This window comes from Chryseobacterium taklimakanense, assembly GCF_900187185.1.
Taxonomy (GTDB): Bacteria; Bacteroidota; Bacteroidia; order Flavobacteriales; family Weeksellaceae; genus Planobacterium; species Planobacterium taklimakanense.
Genome location: NZ_LT906465.1, coordinates 2,414,520 through 2,430,037, shown reverse-complemented (window position 1 = coordinate 2,430,037; position 15,518 = coordinate 2,414,520). Strand labels below are relative to the sequence as shown.

Sequence of the window (15,518 nt, the reverse complement as noted above, 5' to 3'; positions counted from 1 at the left end):
ATATAATTATATGTATAATTATTTAAATGTTTTTAACCTATTTCTTTACTCTAAATTCCATAAATTTGAAACTTAATAATTTTTTACCAATGAGCAGATTAAAAGGCGTTGGTGTTGCGCTGGTTACACCCTTTAATGAAGATTTATCCGTAGATTTCGACTCGCTTACCAAGCTTGTAGAGTACAATATCGAGAATGGAACCAATTATCTAGTAGTTTTGGGAACTACTGCAGAAGCTGCAACACTTTCCGCGGAAGAAAAGAAACAGGTTACAGATCATATCGTAAAGACCACCAGCAAACGCCTGCCACTGGTTTTGGGAATTGGTGGAAACAATACCCTCGACATCAAAAAACAGATCGAGGAAACCGATTTATCCGAGTTCGATGCGGTACTTTCTGTTTCGCCATATTATAACAAACCCAATCAGGAAGGGCTTTATCAGCATTATAAAATGCTGGCGGAAACCGGGAAACCAATCATCATTTACAACGTACCGGCAAGAACCGGGCAAAATGTGGAAACTTCTACAACCCTGCGTCTTGCTAAGGAATTTCCTAATCTTTTTATGATCAAGGAAGCTGCACCAAACATTTTGCAGTATTTTGATATTTTAAGGCAAAAACCGGCTAATTTTTCGTTAGTCTCAGGTGATGATGAATTTACTTTGCCGGTAACTCTTGCAGGTGGCGACGGTGTAATTTCAGTGATTGGACAGGGCTATCCGAAGGAATTTTCAACGATGGTGCAGCTGGCATTTGACGGTAAAGTGAAAGAAGCCTACGAAATCCACAACAAACTTGTTGAAATCACAAGGTTGATTTTTGCTGAAGGAAATCCGTGCGGGATCAAAACGATTCTGGCTGAAAAAGGTATCATCAAAAATTATTTAAGACTGCCGTTGGTAGCTGCTTCAGAAGGTCTTCAGGCGCAAATCAAAGCAGAAATGGCAAAACTGTAACTCACGACTTCAATAATAATTTTTTAAGTGGAATTCAGCAGTGGATTTCACTTTTTTAATATTTTTACAATATGAAATTTATTCAAGCAAAAACCGACGATATCGCCCTGATACAGCAGCTTGCAAGAACATCCTGGGAAAGTGCCTATGCGGAAATTCTCTCTAAAGAACAGATTGATTATATGTTAGCCGAAATGTATTCTACCGCTGAAATCAGTTCGCACCTGACGAATCCAAATTACCATTATTTTTTGATTGAAAACAATGAAAAACCGGTAGGATTTATCGGATTTGAACACCATTACGAACCGGGGACAACCAAACTTCACCGTTTATATCTCATTCCCGAAGCAAAAGGTTCAGGTCTGGGGAAAGCCGCCATTAATTTTTTAAAAGAGAAGACTGGGGAGACCGGTAACAAAAGAATAATCCTGAACGTCAATAAAAACAACAGCGCCAGAAAGATCTATGAATCACAGGGGTTTAAAGTTTATGACGAAGGCGTTTTCGATATCGGCGGTGGGTACGTTATGGATGATTACCTGATGGAATTCATCCTTTAAAATATAAATTGCCATTATAATTCTGTAAGCACATTTATCTAAAGTAAGCGGAGATTTGTGAGACTAAAAACCGACAAATGGAGAACCTCAACTCACTTGAAGAATATTTTGTGAAAATCTATAAAAACTATGGTATTACCAGCCTTGATTTTCGCGACAATAAATTAGAAATCGATGACCAGCTCATCAAGCACATGGTTTTCGCATCAGATGATTTCAATTCAGAATTCGATAACCTTCTGGAGCATTGCCTGTTGGTTTACAGCGAACTGCAGCGTAATTTTTCACTGAAGGTGAAGCGCGACATCAACAATAATTATTTCGTTTTGGTTGCGTAACGGTCGGCATTCCTACCAAAGTTAATACTTTTTTGAAATTCCCGGTTTTGCGGGAATTTTCGTTGAAGGTTAATTATAATATTCACCATTTAAAACTTTGACAAACTATTTGTATATTTACTTTTACAAAAAAATTATCCACGAATGAAAATGAATGTGAAGTTCGACTTCAACACCATCTGCAAAAAAGTTTTGGAAGAGCAGTTGAACAGCCTCAATATCAATTACAGAATTCTGAATTTTGGTGAAATAGAGCTCCTGGAAAAACTGTCGAAAGACACCGAAAAACAGCTCCGCGCCAAGCTTGATGAGTACGGAATTGAAGTTATTGAAAACCAGAAGACCGCTTTAGTTCAGAAAATAAAAGACGTCATCGTAGATATGATTTTCTCCGAAGAACAGGTGCAGGTGAAAGCATCCGTTTATCTGGCAGAAAAACTGGGCCACAGCTATGGTTATATTTCAAATATTTTTTCACAGGTAACTTATACATCCATCGAGAACTTCATTATCATCCAAAAAATTGAGTACGCGAAGCAGCTGCTGATCATAGAGAATCTGTCGCTTACTGACATTGCCCACCGTTTAAATTACAGCAGTGTAGCGCACCTGAGCACCCAATTTAAAAACACGACCGGGATGACGCCATCACAGTTCCAGAAAATTATAAATAAGAGAAGAGATAACATAATCAAGAACTAAATATGACTAAAGAATATACCTACATTGTACTTGCAGACGACGATGCGGACGACAGACTGTTCTTCACCGATGCGTTCGATGAGCTGAAGATCAATACAAAAGTGCAGACCTTCAACGATGGTGCTGAATTGATGGATTACCTGAACGGTGAAAACTCGCAGCTCCCGGAAATACTTTTCCTGGATCTGAATATGCCAAAGAAGAACGGCATCGAATGCCTGCACGAAATCAAAGCCAATCCGAGATTTGAAAATATCGCGGTGGCGATTTACTCTACCTCATCATCCGAGGAACATATTGAGGAAACTTTTGTAAGCGGCGCCAATATCTATATCAAAAAACCAAACGATTTCAATACTTTGAAAAAAGTTCTTTCAGACGTGGTGACTATAAACTGGCAGTACCACACATCGGGAATGAACAAGGATAATTTTCTTTTGAGATTTTAAGTGAAAAAACTCTTTGATACGTCTACGTTTTATTTAAGATTAATTGTTGTTGTTGCAACGGCATTAATCTTTTTTTTAATGGGGCTCACCTACAAACACCTCGAGCGGGTAAATGAAAACAACCAATGGGTAAACCATTCTTTCGAAGTGTCGCTTAAATTGGAAGAATTATATTCCAACGTAAAGAATATAGAAAACGAAAGGATACATTTCCTTGCTACAGGCAATCCTCAAAACCTGGACAATGTTCCGGCGCTGAAAATTGCGGTACAAAAAGAGCTTGCAGATTTGGGGCGATCTTTCTCACATAGCCCAAAGCAGTTAAAAAATTTGCAGGATCTTAACAGGCTGGTTTCTGAAAAAATAAAACTCGCCGACAGCGCAGCCATACTTCAGGACTCTAATTCGAGCGAACTTAAAATTCATCTTTTAAAAGACAGCGCACTTACACGGGATATATCCTTAAAAATCCGGGAAATGCTGCTTGAAGAAAAACTGATACTCCAGGAGCGCCGCTCGCAGCTTTTTTTCGATCAGAGAAGTACACCGGTCTATCTCTATATCATTTCATTATTTTCTCTAGGACTTTTGGGTTTTGCATTTTACCGTATCAATAAAGATGTAAAGATCCAGAAACAGGTCAACCGTAGCCTTCAGGTATCACTCGACACCTCCAAACTGGCGGAAAAAGTAGGAGATTTTGGAATATGGATTCTGGATTTGGAGAGCAACCAATACACTTTCTCGGATAATGAATACCGCATTCTGGGTTACGAACCCGGCGGTTTTGAAGCTAAGTATGAGGGATTCATGAAGCATATACATCCTGAAGACTACGATTACGTAAACAAGAGGGCCAAGGAAATGATCAGTGGCAAAAATATGCTGCCGTTCACCTACCGGGTCATTACCAAGGATGGAAAACTGAAACATTTTCAGTCCGCCGGACAAATCGTGGAAATGAACACTGGCGAGAAAGTTGTCCTGGGAATCACCAAAAATGTTACTTCTGACATTGAAAACAAACTGCAGCTCGAAAGCATTAACTGGGTACTTTCTGAAAGAAATAAAAACCTGAGCATTGCGAATGAAACTTTCGGGGAATCCGAGAAAATCGGTGCCTTCGGTACATGGCAGTGGTTCCCTCAAGATGATTATTTTGTATTTTCTAAAAACCTGATCTGCTTATACGGCTTCAATCCGGAAAATTTTGAACATGAACTGAAGAATTTTCTTCCGGCCATACATCCTGAGGATAAACACATCGTAAATGAACGCATAAAAAAAATGTACGAAGGCCAGGAAGTAAAAGCTTTCGTTCACAGAATTTACCGTGCGGATGACCACAAACTGCGTTACCATTCCGTAACCAGTAAAAAAATCAGTGATCCGGCAGTTGGTGAATATATGCTCTTCATCACCCGGGACATTACCGAAGAATATCTCGACAAGCAGAATATTGAAGAAAAAAATATCCTGCTCGAGGCCAATAACAAAGAGTTACAGGCCTTCAATTATGTGGCCAGCCACGACCTGCAGGAACCTTTGCGCAAGATAGAAACTTTTATTTCCAGGCTTTACGATAAGGATAACGACCGCCTTTCCGACTCCGGGAAACAATATCTGGAGCGCATACAGTTTTCGGCAGGCAGAATGCGGAAACTCATCGATGATTTGCTGCAGTTTTCACGTTCTACCAGAGCAGACCAAAAATTTGAGTATACAGAACTCGATGAATTGATGCAGAATGCCACTGATGAACTGCAAGCCACCATTGAAGAAAAGAATGCAACAGTAAACCTGGAGCCTTTACCAATGCTCAAAGTAATTCCTTTTCAGATCCAGCAGCTTTTCGTCAATATTTTGGGAAATTCACTTAAATACTCCAAAAAGGGCGTTCCGCCAGTCATTGACCTGCATGTTACAGAAGTAGAGTCCGATAATGAACCGTTAATTCTAAAAAAATCAAAAAAGATTTATTTCAAACTGCAATTTACCGATAACGGAATTGGTTTCGAACAGCAATATGCCGACAGAATCTTCACACTGTTCAACCGGCTTCACGACAAAGACGAGTTTGAGGGAACAGGTATAGGCCTCGCCATCTGCAAAAAAATTGTCGAAAACCACAACGGTTATATCTATGCAGAAGGCACGCCAGGCGTTGGCGCCAAATTCACTATCTTCCTGCCACAGTATTAGCAAATTACCCAGCTATTTAATCATTCTTTCTACAAGCACCCTCCAGAATCTTGAAAGTAACACTCAAAATTGTGTAATAAGAAACTTCCAAATTAAAATCATATTTGTATTACAAAACGATCATTTAAAACAAGTGGTGAAATTTTAAGGAAAGTGATTTTCTGTGAATAAAATTCCATAAATAAGCTTCCGGGCGATTATTTTTTAATTTAAAAAGATTATTTTATGGAAATTTTATAAAAATCGTTTACAAACACGTAAAGCTTACAAAGCAAAGATCAATGAAATTTGTACCATAAGAAAGCACAACAGATGATAGCAATGAGTAACAGTTTATTTTATGTTGTATCCGCGGTACTGTTTATCACCTGGTTTCTAGGATTTATGGTTTTTGATGCAGGCGGGGAAATTCATTTTGTCTTTTTAGCAGCTGTTTTAGTAATAGTGTATAAAATATTTATCGATCACAAAACAAATAATAGATTATGAAAAATTTACAATTTTTATCAAAAGCCCAAATGTTTATTTTAACAATGTTTGCATCAGCCATCCTTTTCGCACAGGAGAAAGCTCCGGATCTGAAGGTGGATGTGGATGTTGATAAACCGGGAGAAGCTATGGGTGGCGACTGGATGTCTAATCCTTTGGTTTGGGTTATAGGAGCTTTAGTGCTTATCCTTATTATAGCTTTAGTAGCACGAGGCGGCGGAAGCAGAGACTAAAAAACTTCATTACTTATATTACACTTAAAATCGGAAAGCCGTTTTGAATTCATTTTCAGGCGGCTTTTTTATTTACGAAATTTTGCCCCACTTATTTTTCCCGCGGTATTGTTTCTGGTAATAATACTTCATCGCCAGATGATCCGGATGGCTAAGAAAAGGATCCTTTGAAATGATTTTCTCTACCGTTTCTTTTGAAGCTTTGATGATTTTGGCATCCTGAACCAGATCCAGCCGTTTGTAATCTACAACACCGCTTTGCTGCGTGCCGAGAATATCGCCCGGACCGCGGAGCTGCATATCTACCTCAGAAATTTTGAAGCCGTCGTTGGTCTCACACATCGTTTTGATGCGTTTGCGGCTCTCGTTTGAAAGCTTGTCAGAAGTCATTAAGATACAGTAACTCTGCTCGGCTCCGCGCCCCACACGGCCCCGCAACTGATGCAATTGGGAGAGGCCGAACCTTTCAGCACTTTCTATCACCATAACCGAGGCATTGGGAACATTCACGCCGACTTCAATAACCGTGGTAGCCACCATAATCTGTGCTTTTCCGGAAGCGAAATACTGCATTGCTGCATCTTTTTCGGCGGGCAGCATTCTTCCGTGCAGCATCGTCACATTATAATCGCTAAAGTGCTGTAAAATATGGTCGAAACCTTCCATTAAATTTTTATAATCCAGCGTTTCGCTTTCTTCGATTAAAGGGTAAACAAAATAGATCTGCCGTCCCTTAATAATCTCGTCCCGACAAAAATTGTAAACCGAAATTCTGTCTTTTTCTTTTCGGTGCGCGGTAATGATGGGCTTTCTTCCTGCTGGCATCTCGTCTATCACTGAAACATCCAGATCAGAATAAAAACTCATGGCCAGAGTTCTGGGGATCGGCGTAGCCGTCATCACCAGAATATGCGGCGGAATGCGGTTTTTTGCCCAAAGTTTAGCACGCTGGGCCACCCCGAAACGGTGCTGTTCATCGATGATGGCTAAACCTAAATTTTTAAACTGAACAATATCTTCCAAAACAGCGTGCGTCCCCACCAGGATTGAAAGTTCGCCGCCTGATAATTCTTCGTGAATGATTTTTCTTTCAGAATTTTTTGTGGAGCCTGTGAGCAGTTTTACTGTAATTCCTGTGCCTGCCAAAAGTTCGGATATCCCGCTGAAATGCTGTTGTGCCAGGATTTCGGTCGGCGCCATCATACAGCTCTGGAAACCGTTATCCATAGCAATGAGCATGGAAAGAAGCGCAACCATTGTTTTGCCTGAACCAACATCGCCCTGCAAAAGCCGGTTCATCTGCACCGGACGTTTCATATCGGTTCTTATTTCTTTTAAAACCCTTTTCTGTGCACTGGTAAGGTCAAAAGGCAGGAAATTTTCATAGAAATTGTTGAAATAATCACCCACAACCGGAAACGGATTTCCTTGGGAATTGGTTTGATGATATTGCTTTTTCAGTCCGTAACCTAACTGGAAAAAGAAGGCTTCCTCAAACTTAAGGCGCCGGTCGGCCGCCTCGAAATGTGTCATGTTTTCAGGAAAATGAATATTGAGAAATGCCTGCTGCCGCGACATCAGCTTCAAAAACTTCATCAGATAATCCGGCAGGTTTTCCTGAATGAGGATTGGAATTTGGAGGCAGATATTTTTCAGTAAATTTTGAAAAAATTTCTGGTTAAGCCCTCTTTTGGTCAGCTTTTCTGAGCTTGGATAAATCGGCTTCAGGTAATTTTCCTGTTCACGCTTTTCTTCGATCTCAATTTCCGGATGCGCCATAGAAAACTGATTATTGAAGAAACTGGCCTTACCAAAAATGAGAATTTCCCGGTTTACAGGCAGCTGATCCTTGAGCCATTGGGAATACTGAAACCAAACCAAATCCACAGTCCCGGTCTCATCCTGAAATTTTCCGGATAACCGCTTGGTTCTCCCCGTTCCGATCTCCTTTAACTCCTTTATTTTTCCTTTCAGCTGTACATCGGGCAAACCTTCTTTTAAGTCCTTGATTTTGTAAATTTTGCTTTTGTCCAGATAACGGATGGGATAAAAGTTGAGAAAATCCTCCACCGTGGAAATACCAAGCACATTTTTGATGAGCTTCGCGCGTTCGGGACCGATGCCCTTGAGGTATTCTATGGATGTGTCAAGATTCAAAACTGAAGCCGAATTTCGGGATTTTTTTTGATTTGTAACCAATGGATTTTATGGGATTCCCCGAAATTGAGTGCCGACTCGCAATGCGCAAGGGATTGCAGTGGAAAGCCCGGAGTAAGCGTGGGCGCGAAGCGCCGAAGGCGATGAGCGCCGGTGCACGAGGACTTGTAACGGAAAGCCCGGTGCGAGCGACTGAACGGAGGCACGGAGTGAGGGAGCGAGCATGCGCCCCAATCAAAAAAAAAAAAAGCAATTATGTCAGTTTTGCCGTAAGTTTTTTGAACTGTTTTTCCGGGTTCTTATCTTCATACAGAATCCCATAAATGGTATCTATAATTGGTGTTGAAATATTTTTCTCCTTCGCGGTATTGTAAATGGAATCTGCGGCGTAATATCCCTCCGCAACCATGTTCATCGACTGTATTGCAGATTTCACGGTGTAGCCCTTACCAATTAAATTTCCTAAATTCCTGTTACGTGAAAACAGTGAGTACGCGGTTACCAAAAGGTCCCCAAGATAGGCGCTTTCGTTCACATCGCGCGGCGCTTCATAAACGCCCTCGAGGAAAGTTTCCATTTCACGGATTGCATTGGTTACAAAAACAGCGATGAAGTTGTCGCCATAACCAAGTCCACTGGCAATTCCGGCGCCGACTGCATAAATGTTCTTGAGGATCGCGCTGTATTCATTGCCCAAAATATCCGTGCTGTTGTTAACTTTTATAAATCTGGAAGTGAACAGCTGATCCAATTTCTGTGCAACCTCTTCTTCTACCGTGGCGATGGTAAGGTACGACAGCCTTTCCATAGCAACTTCCTCAGCGTGGCACGGACCGGCAATCACCGCCTGGTTTCTGAAACCTATATCGAATTTTTCTTTCAAATAATGAGCAACGACATCATTATGCTCCGGAACAATACCTTTAATCGCTGAAATAAAGATTTTATCCGCATAATCGCAGGTCATTTTTTCAATGGTTTGCGCAAGATAAATGGATGGGGTCGCCAACACGATGACATCACATGCCGCAACAAGCGCGTTGATATCTGTCGTAATATTCAGATTTTTGGTATTGAAGCTGACTGAAGTAAGGTAGGTAGGATTATGCCCCCGGAGTTCGATAGCGCCTTTTACAAACTCATTGCGAACGTGCCAGTGTACCATTTTGCAGTTTTCTGTGAGCATTTTTACAATAGCCGTTGCAAAACTTCCGCTGCCCACCACGCCGACACTGCATGGTTGCTGTGGCTTACCCGTTTTTGCGGGGTTAGTTTTCGTTTTTACGGTTTTAGCATCTTCCTTAGTCTTTTTCTTCGCCATAGCTTTTGAGAAATAGGTAATTTACAAATATAATTAAAAATAAGGTGGCTGGCGACTCCGGATTTTATAGCGCCATTTAACCTATTAATGTTTTCAGAATCAAACCACTCCGATTAAGATCTAATTCAATTTTTATTTTTTATTTAAATTTGCAGTCCCAAAAAAAATGAAAAGAATGAAAAATTTTTTGAAAAATAAAAATAAAGCAAACATTCTGCTGGGTATTCTTTTGGCCGTTGTTTTTGGCCAGGCTTTAATAATAGGAAAGCTTTTCACTGAAAAGAACCAGAAAAATTACGAGGTGAATCTCGTGAAAATCAATACTGAAAAAGACAGCATCGATTACCTCAAAATGAAAAATGACCTAACCCTGATCGACAGCAGCGTAAGGGAAATAAATGGATTTCTGCTTTCCAAAAACATCACCAATGAAAGAATAATGACGCTGGATCAGGACAGTTTGGATAATGCCGTCTATCTTGCAAAAGTAAGCAACCGCTACAGCCAGTACCTGGTAGATCTTCAGCAAAAGTTGCAGCAAGTACCACTGGGAATTCCTACTTCAGGATATATTTCGTCAAATTTCGGAAAAAGAATCAACCCCATTCCGGTAAAGAGGACAGTGATGATGGCTGCAGTGAAAGCTCCGGCAATGGAAGCGGCAAAACCCGAACCGCAAATCATCGAGGAAAAAGACAGCTTGGGAAATGTGGTTAAAAGAACGGTGATTCCAGAATCTGCAACCGCGGCTGCAAACAAATCCAAAGCAGTTCCCACAGAAAAAAATAATCCTCCCGCAGAAGCTGACCAGATCCAGTTTCACAAAGGCATGGATTTCGCGGTGCCTTACGGCACTGATGTGCGCAGTGCAGCAATCGGAACCGTAATTTTTGCAGGGCAGAAAGGCGGTTACGGAAACTGCGTGATTATCTCACACGGCAACGGTTTGGCGACGCTTTACGGGCATCTTTCACAAATTCTGGTTCAGACCAATGATCAGGTGAAAGTAAATCAGGTCATCGCAAAATCAGGAAACAGCGGCCGTTCGACAGGCCCGCACCTTCACTACGAAGTGCACAAAAACAACACTCCGGTAAACCCAAAACTGTTTTTGAATTTCTAAAAAAGATAAAGCCTCCAAAATCCGGAGGCTTTTCCTATTTGTTTATTTCCTTTTGATAAGTGGTGAAAACCAGGCCCTTTAAGCTTTCAAGAACTTTGTTATGATTGAGATCTGAAGGATTATTAAGCAAAGTTACTTTTCCGTCCCTGCTCACAAGTTTTGTATTGGAAAGTGAAACAACAAAACCTTCGTTCAGAAAATCATAACGCACCCGGGATGATATTTTACCGTTGGAAAAAGGCATTAAAAGATTCACATCCAAATGATCGTTCCCGGAACTGTTGGTCTTCACTTCAAACTTATCCGACGCCAAAATATTCAGTAAAAAAAGGTCGGTTTTAGCCTTTACGAGCGCTTTATCGTTTTTTCCAGAGTATTGGTACATTTCTCTTAGCGGGGTCTTTTGTGCCCAAACCAATCCTGAAAATGCAATTAAAAATGCAAGTATTGTTTTCCTCATTTCAAAATTTATTTCCTTTTTTAACAAATAATTTTTGTGCCAAGAATGAGGGCTTTTCCCATATTAACTTATTTTTATGAATTTAATGAGATTATTTATGAAAAACCACTTTAAATCTCTACGAGCTCGCCGATATTAAAACTATTTCAGTGTACCATGCCTTAATCCAGTTTTTCTGCTTTGAAAAGTTGGAGGTTTTGAAAGGCAATATATTGTAAATTATAAGAATTTTATTTTCTCATCTCATTAAATTTGGGTGTTTCCACATAATAAAAAAGGTCAAAATCCGAGTGTTTATATTTCTTACGTAATGCCGTCCCAGTCGATTTTGGTTTTATATTCCTTATAATCCATAATTGGTAAAATAAAAAAACCACTTACAATTTGTAAATGGTTGATTTAAAAAAGTGGCCCCACTTGGGCTCGAACCAAGGACTTGCTGATTATGAGTCAGCTACTCTAACCAACTGAGTTATAGGGCCTCAGTTATAACTGTTTGCTGTTACCTGCCGATGGCTGTCAGCATGCGCTATAGAAATTTAAAACTTTTGAAGTCCTAAATTGGTTTGCAAAAATAATCTTTTTTGAAGAATATCAAAATTTATTATGGCTTTTCCTGGCAAAGCTCTACCAAAACGCCGTTTGTGGATTTAGGGTGCAGAAACACAACCAGCTTATTATCAGCGCCTTCTTTCGGTTCTTCAGTGATAAAAACAAAGCCTTCATTTTTTAAACGTTCTACCTCAGCTTTGATATCTTCTACACCAAACGCAATATGATGGATGCCTTCGCCTTTTTTAGCAATAAATTTTGCGATCGGGCTGTCGGGATTTGTCGCTTCCAGAAGTTCGATTTTGCTTTCACCAACTTGGTAAAAAGATGTCGTCACACCTTCCGTTTCTACAGCTTCCTGTTTGTAATTGGGCTTTCCCAGTAATCTCGCAAAAAGATTATCTGAACTTTCAAGCGATTTTACGGCGATCCCAAGATGCTCTATTTTCATAATGACATTATAATTGTTTAAAAGGAAATCCCCCTACTTACAGCTTCCTCCGCCACTATCCCTCATTCTCATACAAAAATACTAAATTTGCCGTATGAACGAAAGCAACAGACAAAGAAAGGTCGCACAGATCATACAGGAAGATTTTGCGGAGCTTTTCCGCAAACAGTCCGCCGAAAGCAGGCAAAGCTTTATGGTTAGTGTTTCGGATGTGAAGGTGACGGCAGATTTGGGAATTGCCAAAATATATCTAAGCATCTTCCCACAGGAATTCCGCAAGCCGGTTATGAAGGAAATTGAGGAAAACAAATCCCAGTACCGCAATTTCATTGGCCAGAAAATGGGAAAACAGGTACGGATAATACCGGAACTGAACTTCTACCTCGATACTTCCCTGGATGATGTAGAAAAACTGGAACGCGAACTGAAAGGCCAGGGCGATAATCCTATTCTGTAACCAAGCGTGGCAAATACGGCGTTTTACATTGCAAAAAGATATCTGATAGCCAAGAAAGGCAGCACAGCTGTGACTTTCATTACCTGGCTATCGGCTTTTGCGATGATGACGGCTGTAGCATCGATGTTTATCATCATTTCTGTGTTTGCCGGACTTGAGGACCTTAACAGGGAAATGATCGCTAATCTGCACGCTGACCTCACCATTTCCGGCCAGGTAGAAAAAAAACTGAAGGACCCGGAAGCGGTAGCCAAAATCCTGAAACAGCAACCCGAAATACAGCATTCATCTAAGGTTATTGAAGAAAAAGTTTATGTAAACAATGGCGGAATTGGTGAAATTGCCTATCTGCGTGCAGTGGACTCGGCTTACACTTTTGTAAACCCAATCGATAAAAATATTTTTTTCGGGAAATATCCTGATTTTCAGTACAGCAACGAGGTAATCCTCGAAAATGGCCTTGACAACCGTTTGCAGATCCCCGTGGGCGAAAACTCTTCACCGGCACTGCTTTATATGCCTAAACCCGGCACGGGAATCATCACGACTGAGGATGATATTTTCACCAAAAAAGAAATTTATGTTACCGGCGTTTTCCCGGGCAATGACCAACTCAACAATTATGTAATCAGTCCCCTGGAACTGGGACAGGAATTGTTGAACTTACCGAAAGATGCAGCCTACAAAATCGTCATCAAACTTAAAAATCCGGATGATGCCGATGATTTAAAGGAAAAATTAAAGACAAAGCTTGGAAAAGATTATACAGTCAAAACCAAGGCCGAGGAAAATGCCGCCTTCTGGAAGATGATCAACACCGAAAAACTGATGATCTACCTCATTTTTGCTCTGGTGATTTTCATTACCACTTTTAATCTGGCGGGCGCCATCATCATTCTCCAGCTTGATAAGAAAGAACAGGCAAAATCGCTGATTTCTTTAGGGCTTTCTTTGCGCAAATTGAGAAATACCTACTTCTATACCGGTGTACTTATCGTGGTTTTCGGAATTATTTCCGGACTGATGATCGGTACCGCAATATGCTATTTCCAGATGTCGACGGACTTCTTTAAAGCCGGAATCGAACTGCCGTTTCCGGTCCGAATCAAAGCTTTAAACTATTTAATCGTTACAGCCGTTGCGTTATTATTTGGGCTCTCTGTCTCATGGTTTTTTTCAAAGATCAACAGGGAGTATATATTAACAAAATAAAATATGAGATAATTACTTATTACTTGTAATTTTACCCACTCAAAAAAAATTTTAAATACATAATGAAAAAACTTTCCTTTCTGATCCTGATATTTTTATCACAGATCATTCTTGCTCAGGCTCCAGCAAATTATTATGACGGCACTGCAGGACTGACCGGAGCAGCACTCAAGACAAAATTGAGCCAAATAATTTCCAATGGCCACATAGATAAAGGCTATGGAGGTCTTTATACCGGCTACGAAACAACAGACCGCGACAATTTTTTTGAAAAAGATGGCACCGTGCTCGATATGTATTCGGAAAATCCAAACGGACCGGATCCATACAATTACACCCCGGGACAAAAACAATGTGGAAACTATTCCCAGGAAGGCGACTGCTATAACAGAGAACACGTTGTCCCACAAAGTTTTTTCGGTTCAAATGCGCCGATGGTTTCTGACATCAACTTTATCCGCCCTACTGACGGAAAGGTAAATGGTATGAGAAGCAATTATCCATTCGGGATGGTCTCAAAGCCTACTTTCACATCGAGAAATGGAAGTAAGGTAGGTAATAACACAACATCCGGATATTCGGCAACTGTCTTTGAACCTATCGATACTTTTAAAGGTGACATTGCCAGAATGGTTTTCTATTTCGTGACTCGGTATGAGTCTAGAATGGCTGATTTCAGTACTGGTAATATGCTTGCGAATAATACATATCCAAGTTTGCAGGACTGGGAGCTTCAGGTGCTTTTAACTTGGGCTGCACAGGATCCGGTTTCACCGGAGGAAATCGCGAGAAACAACGCGTCGTACAATTTTCAGGGTAACAGAAACCCATACATCGACCATCCGGAATGGGTCCAGGCAGTTTGGGGCACAACGTCTTCAGACACGCAGGCACCAACGGCGCCTGCTAATCTTGCAGTAAACTCAACAACAGCTTTCACAGCAACGCTTTCTTGGGCCGCTGCTACTGACAATATAGGTATTGCATCTTATGAAATCTATGTGGATGGAATTTTAAAAACAACTGTTTCCGGTTCCGTAACATCAGCCACTGTTACAGGACTTGTAGCCAATACTACTTACAGCTTCTATATCATCGCAAAAGATGCTGCAGGCAATGCTTCGCCTGCGAGCAACACGGTGCAGGGAACTACTTTGATGGCAAACACCGATACTTCTTGCGCGAACGAAGATTTTGAAAATATACCGGCTAACAATAACAGTTACTCTACAAGAACCTGGACCAACAAGGGAATTAACTGGACTGCAACCGATGCAAGAACGGATGAAAAGCTTAACAACAGAGCCATCGTAATCAGAAACGGATCACTTACAGGTTCTGCCGTACCAAACGGTATTGGATCACTGACAGTTACTACTCAGCTAAAATTCAGTGGCACTGAAGGAACATTCGATTTATTTGTAAATGGAGTGAAAAAAGGTGCGGTTCCTTATGCATCTGGAAAATTAACTACAACAATCTCGGACATCAATATTGAAGGAAACGTTACTGTAAAATTGGTAAATACGTCTACATCAAACCGGGTTGCTTTAGATGATCTTTCCTGGACCTGCTACTCGTCAACATTAGGATTAGGTGAAACGAATGTGGGGGCAAAAAAACTTACGGTTTCGCCAAACCCAGTAAAAAACGGAACGATTCAGATCTCCGGATTGGAAGAAAGTAATGTTAGAGCAGAAATCTATAACATGACGGGGCAGCTTGTACAGACTGTGGATAAAGTTTCAAAAACATCAGACAGGATACAGTTAAAGAACCTTCCAAAAGGCATTTATATACTTAAGGCTGGAAACCAGGCTGCGAAATTTATCATAGAGTAAATCGCA

Annotated in this window: 16 protein-coding genes and 1 tRNA gene; 12 read left to right on the top strand and 5 right to left on the bottom strand. The window is 40.7% G+C overall.

Features of this window, described 5'->3' with window-relative positions; genetic code table 11:
• Positions 1-89 precede the first annotated feature (89 nt).
• From dapA to CKV81_RS11610, 8 genes are all read left to right on the top strand, one after another.
• Entirely contained in the window at positions 90-962 is an 873-nt protein-coding gene (dapA, locus tag CKV81_RS11640) for a 4-hydroxy-tetrahydrodipicolinate synthase (protein WP_095073433.1), read from the top strand.
• Between the two features lie 71 nt (positions 963-1,033).
• Positions 1,034-1,525, top strand: coding sequence for a GNAT family N-acetyltransferase (locus tag CKV81_RS11635; RefSeq protein WP_095073431.1), 492 nt, complete (start codon positions 1,034-1,036; stop codon positions 1,523-1,525).
• A 77-nt stretch (positions 1,526-1,602) separates the two neighbouring features.
• Positions 1,603-1,863 carry a hypothetical protein gene (locus tag CKV81_RS11630; RefSeq protein ID WP_095073428.1) on the top strand — a complete coding sequence of 87 codons (261 nt, stop codon included), beginning with the start codon at positions 1,603-1,605 and terminating at the stop codon, positions 1,861-1,863.
• A gap of 144 nt (positions 1,864-2,007) precedes the next feature.
• On the top strand, positions 2,008-2,565 hold the full coding sequence (locus CKV81_RS11625) for a helix-turn-helix domain-containing protein (RefSeq protein ID WP_095073426.1): 558 nt from the start codon (positions 2,008-2,010) through the stop codon (positions 2,563-2,565).
• A gap of 2 nt (positions 2,566-2,567) precedes the next feature.
• Complete coding sequence (locus CKV81_RS11620) at positions 2,568-3,014, top strand: response regulator (protein WP_095073424.1); 447 nt, start codon at positions 2,568-2,570, stop codon at positions 3,012-3,014.
• Positions 3,015-3,092: 78 nt separating this feature from the next.
• Positions 3,093-5,216: a PAS domain-containing protein gene (locus CKV81_RS11615; protein ID WP_157727416.1), complete on the top strand. Its 2,124-nt coding sequence runs from the start codon at positions 3,093-3,095 to the stop codon at positions 5,214-5,216.
• A gap of 312 nt (positions 5,217-5,528) precedes the next feature.
• On the top strand, positions 5,529-5,705 hold the full coding sequence (locus CKV81_RS13720; protein WP_198409819.1) for a lmo0937 family membrane protein: 177 nt from the start codon (positions 5,529-5,531) through the stop codon (positions 5,703-5,705).
• The gene (locus CKV81_RS11610) at positions 5,702-5,938 is read left to right on the top strand and encodes a hypothetical protein (RefSeq protein ID WP_095073420.1); all 237 of its coding nucleotides are present in this window, start codon (positions 5,702-5,704) and stop codon (positions 5,936-5,938) included. Before CKV81_RS13720 ends, CKV81_RS11610 begins: the two co-directional genes overlap by 4 nt.
• 72 nt (positions 5,939-6,010) lie before the next feature.
• Here CKV81_RS11610 and recG read toward each other — a convergent pair whose 3' ends face one another.
• Both recG and CKV81_RS11600 read right to left on the bottom strand, forming a co-directional pair.
• Positions 6,011-8,095, bottom strand: a complete 2,085-nt coding sequence (gene recG / locus CKV81_RS11605) for an ATP-dependent DNA helicase RecG (RefSeq protein WP_258454333.1) — start codon at positions 8,093-8,095, stop codon at positions 6,011-6,013.
• A 253-nt stretch (positions 8,096-8,348) separates the two neighbouring features.
• Positions 8,349-9,281 carry an NAD(P)H-dependent glycerol-3-phosphate dehydrogenase gene (locus tag CKV81_RS11600; protein ID WP_258454603.1) on the bottom strand — a complete coding sequence of 311 codons (933 nt, stop codon included), beginning with the start codon at positions 9,279-9,281 and terminating at the stop codon, positions 8,349-8,351.
• 310 nt (positions 9,282-9,591) lie between these two features.
• Between CKV81_RS11600 and CKV81_RS11595 the strand changes: the two genes are divergently transcribed.
• Entirely contained in the window at positions 9,592-10,539 is a 948-nt protein-coding gene (locus CKV81_RS11595) for a M23 family metallopeptidase (protein WP_169842773.1), read from the top strand.
• Between the two features lie 34 nt (positions 10,540-10,573).
• Here the strand turns inward: CKV81_RS11595 and CKV81_RS11590 are convergent, their stop codons facing one another.
• From CKV81_RS11590 to mce, 3 genes are all read right to left on the bottom strand, one after another.
• Entirely contained in the window at positions 10,574-10,999 is a 426-nt protein-coding gene (locus CKV81_RS11590; RefSeq protein WP_095073414.1) for a hypothetical protein, read from the bottom strand.
• A gap of 408 nt (positions 11,000-11,407) precedes the next feature.
• Positions 11,408-11,481: transfer RNA gene (locus tag CKV81_RS11585), tRNA-Ile, on the bottom strand.
• Positions 11,482-11,603: 122 nt separating this feature from the next.
• Entirely contained in the window at positions 11,604-12,002 is a 399-nt protein-coding gene (gene mce / locus CKV81_RS11580) for a methylmalonyl-CoA epimerase (RefSeq protein WP_095073412.1), read from the bottom strand.
• A 94-nt stretch (positions 12,003-12,096) separates the two neighbouring features.
• Between mce and rbfA the strand changes: the two genes are divergently transcribed.
• From rbfA to CKV81_RS11565, 3 genes are all read left to right on the top strand, one after another.
• Positions 12,097-12,459, top strand: a complete 363-nt coding sequence (gene rbfA / locus CKV81_RS11575) for a 30S ribosome-binding factor RbfA (RefSeq protein WP_095073410.1) — start codon at positions 12,097-12,099, stop codon at positions 12,457-12,459.
• Positions 12,460-12,465: 6 nt separating this feature from the next.
• On the top strand, positions 12,466-13,671 hold the full coding sequence (locus tag CKV81_RS11570) for an ABC transporter permease (RefSeq protein WP_095073408.1): 1,206 nt from the start codon (positions 12,466-12,468) through the stop codon (positions 13,669-13,671).
• Positions 13,672-13,733: 62 nt separating this feature from the next.
• On the top strand, positions 13,734-15,512 hold the full coding sequence (locus CKV81_RS11565) for an endonuclease (RefSeq protein WP_095073407.1): 1,779 nt from the start codon (positions 13,734-13,736) through the stop codon (positions 15,510-15,512).
• The last annotated feature ends 6 nt before the right edge of the window (positions 15,513-15,518 follow it).

What these genes read in the sequence shown, in the direction of transcription:
- dapA (WP_095073433.1), top strand. Translation starts at nt 90, where the DNA reads ATGAGCAGATTAAAAGGCGTTGGTGTTGCGCTGGTTACACCCTTTAAT.
- CKV81_RS11635 (WP_095073431.1), top strand. Translation starts at nt 1,034, where the DNA reads ATGAAATTTATTCAAGCAAAAACCGACGATATCGCCCTGATACAGCAG.
- CKV81_RS11630 (WP_095073428.1), top strand. Translation starts at nt 1,603, where the DNA reads ATGGAGAACCTCAACTCACTTGAAGAATATTTTGTGAAAATCTATAAA.
- CKV81_RS11625 (WP_095073426.1), top strand. Translation starts at nt 2,008, where the DNA reads ATGAAAATGAATGTGAAGTTCGACTTCAACACCATCTGCAAAAAAGTT.
- CKV81_RS11620 (WP_095073424.1), top strand. Translation starts at nt 2,568, where the DNA reads ATGACTAAAGAATATACCTACATTGTACTTGCAGACGACGATGCGGAC.
- CKV81_RS11615 (WP_157727416.1), top strand. Translation starts at nt 3,093, where the DNA reads ATGGGGCTCACCTACAAACACCTCGAGCGGGTAAATGAAAACAACCAA.
- CKV81_RS13720 (WP_198409819.1), top strand. Translation starts at nt 5,529, where the DNA reads ATGATAGCAATGAGTAACAGTTTATTTTATGTTGTATCCGCGGTACTG.
- CKV81_RS11610 (WP_095073420.1), top strand. Translation starts at nt 5,702, where the DNA reads ATGAAAAATTTACAATTTTTATCAAAAGCCCAAATGTTTATTTTAACA.
- CKV81_RS11600 (WP_258454603.1), bottom strand. Translation starts at nt 9,281, where the DNA reads ATGCTCACAGAAAACTGCAAAATGGTACACTGGCACGTTCGCAATGAG.
- CKV81_RS11595 (WP_169842773.1), top strand. Translation starts at nt 9,592, where the DNA reads ATGAAAAATTTTTTGAAAAATAAAAATAAAGCAAACATTCTGCTGGGT.
- CKV81_RS11590 (WP_095073414.1), bottom strand. Translation starts at nt 10,999, where the DNA reads ATGAGGAAAACAATACTTGCATTTTTAATTGCATTTTCAGGATTGGTT.
- mce (WP_095073412.1), bottom strand. Translation starts at nt 12,002, where the DNA reads ATGAAAATAGAGCATCTTGGGATCGCCGTAAAATCGCTTGAAAGTTCA.
- rbfA (WP_095073410.1), top strand. Translation starts at nt 12,097, where the DNA reads ATGAACGAAAGCAACAGACAAAGAAAGGTCGCACAGATCATACAGGAA.
- CKV81_RS11565 (WP_095073407.1), top strand. Translation starts at nt 13,734, where the DNA reads ATGAAAAAACTTTCCTTTCTGATCCTGATATTTTTATCACAGATCATT.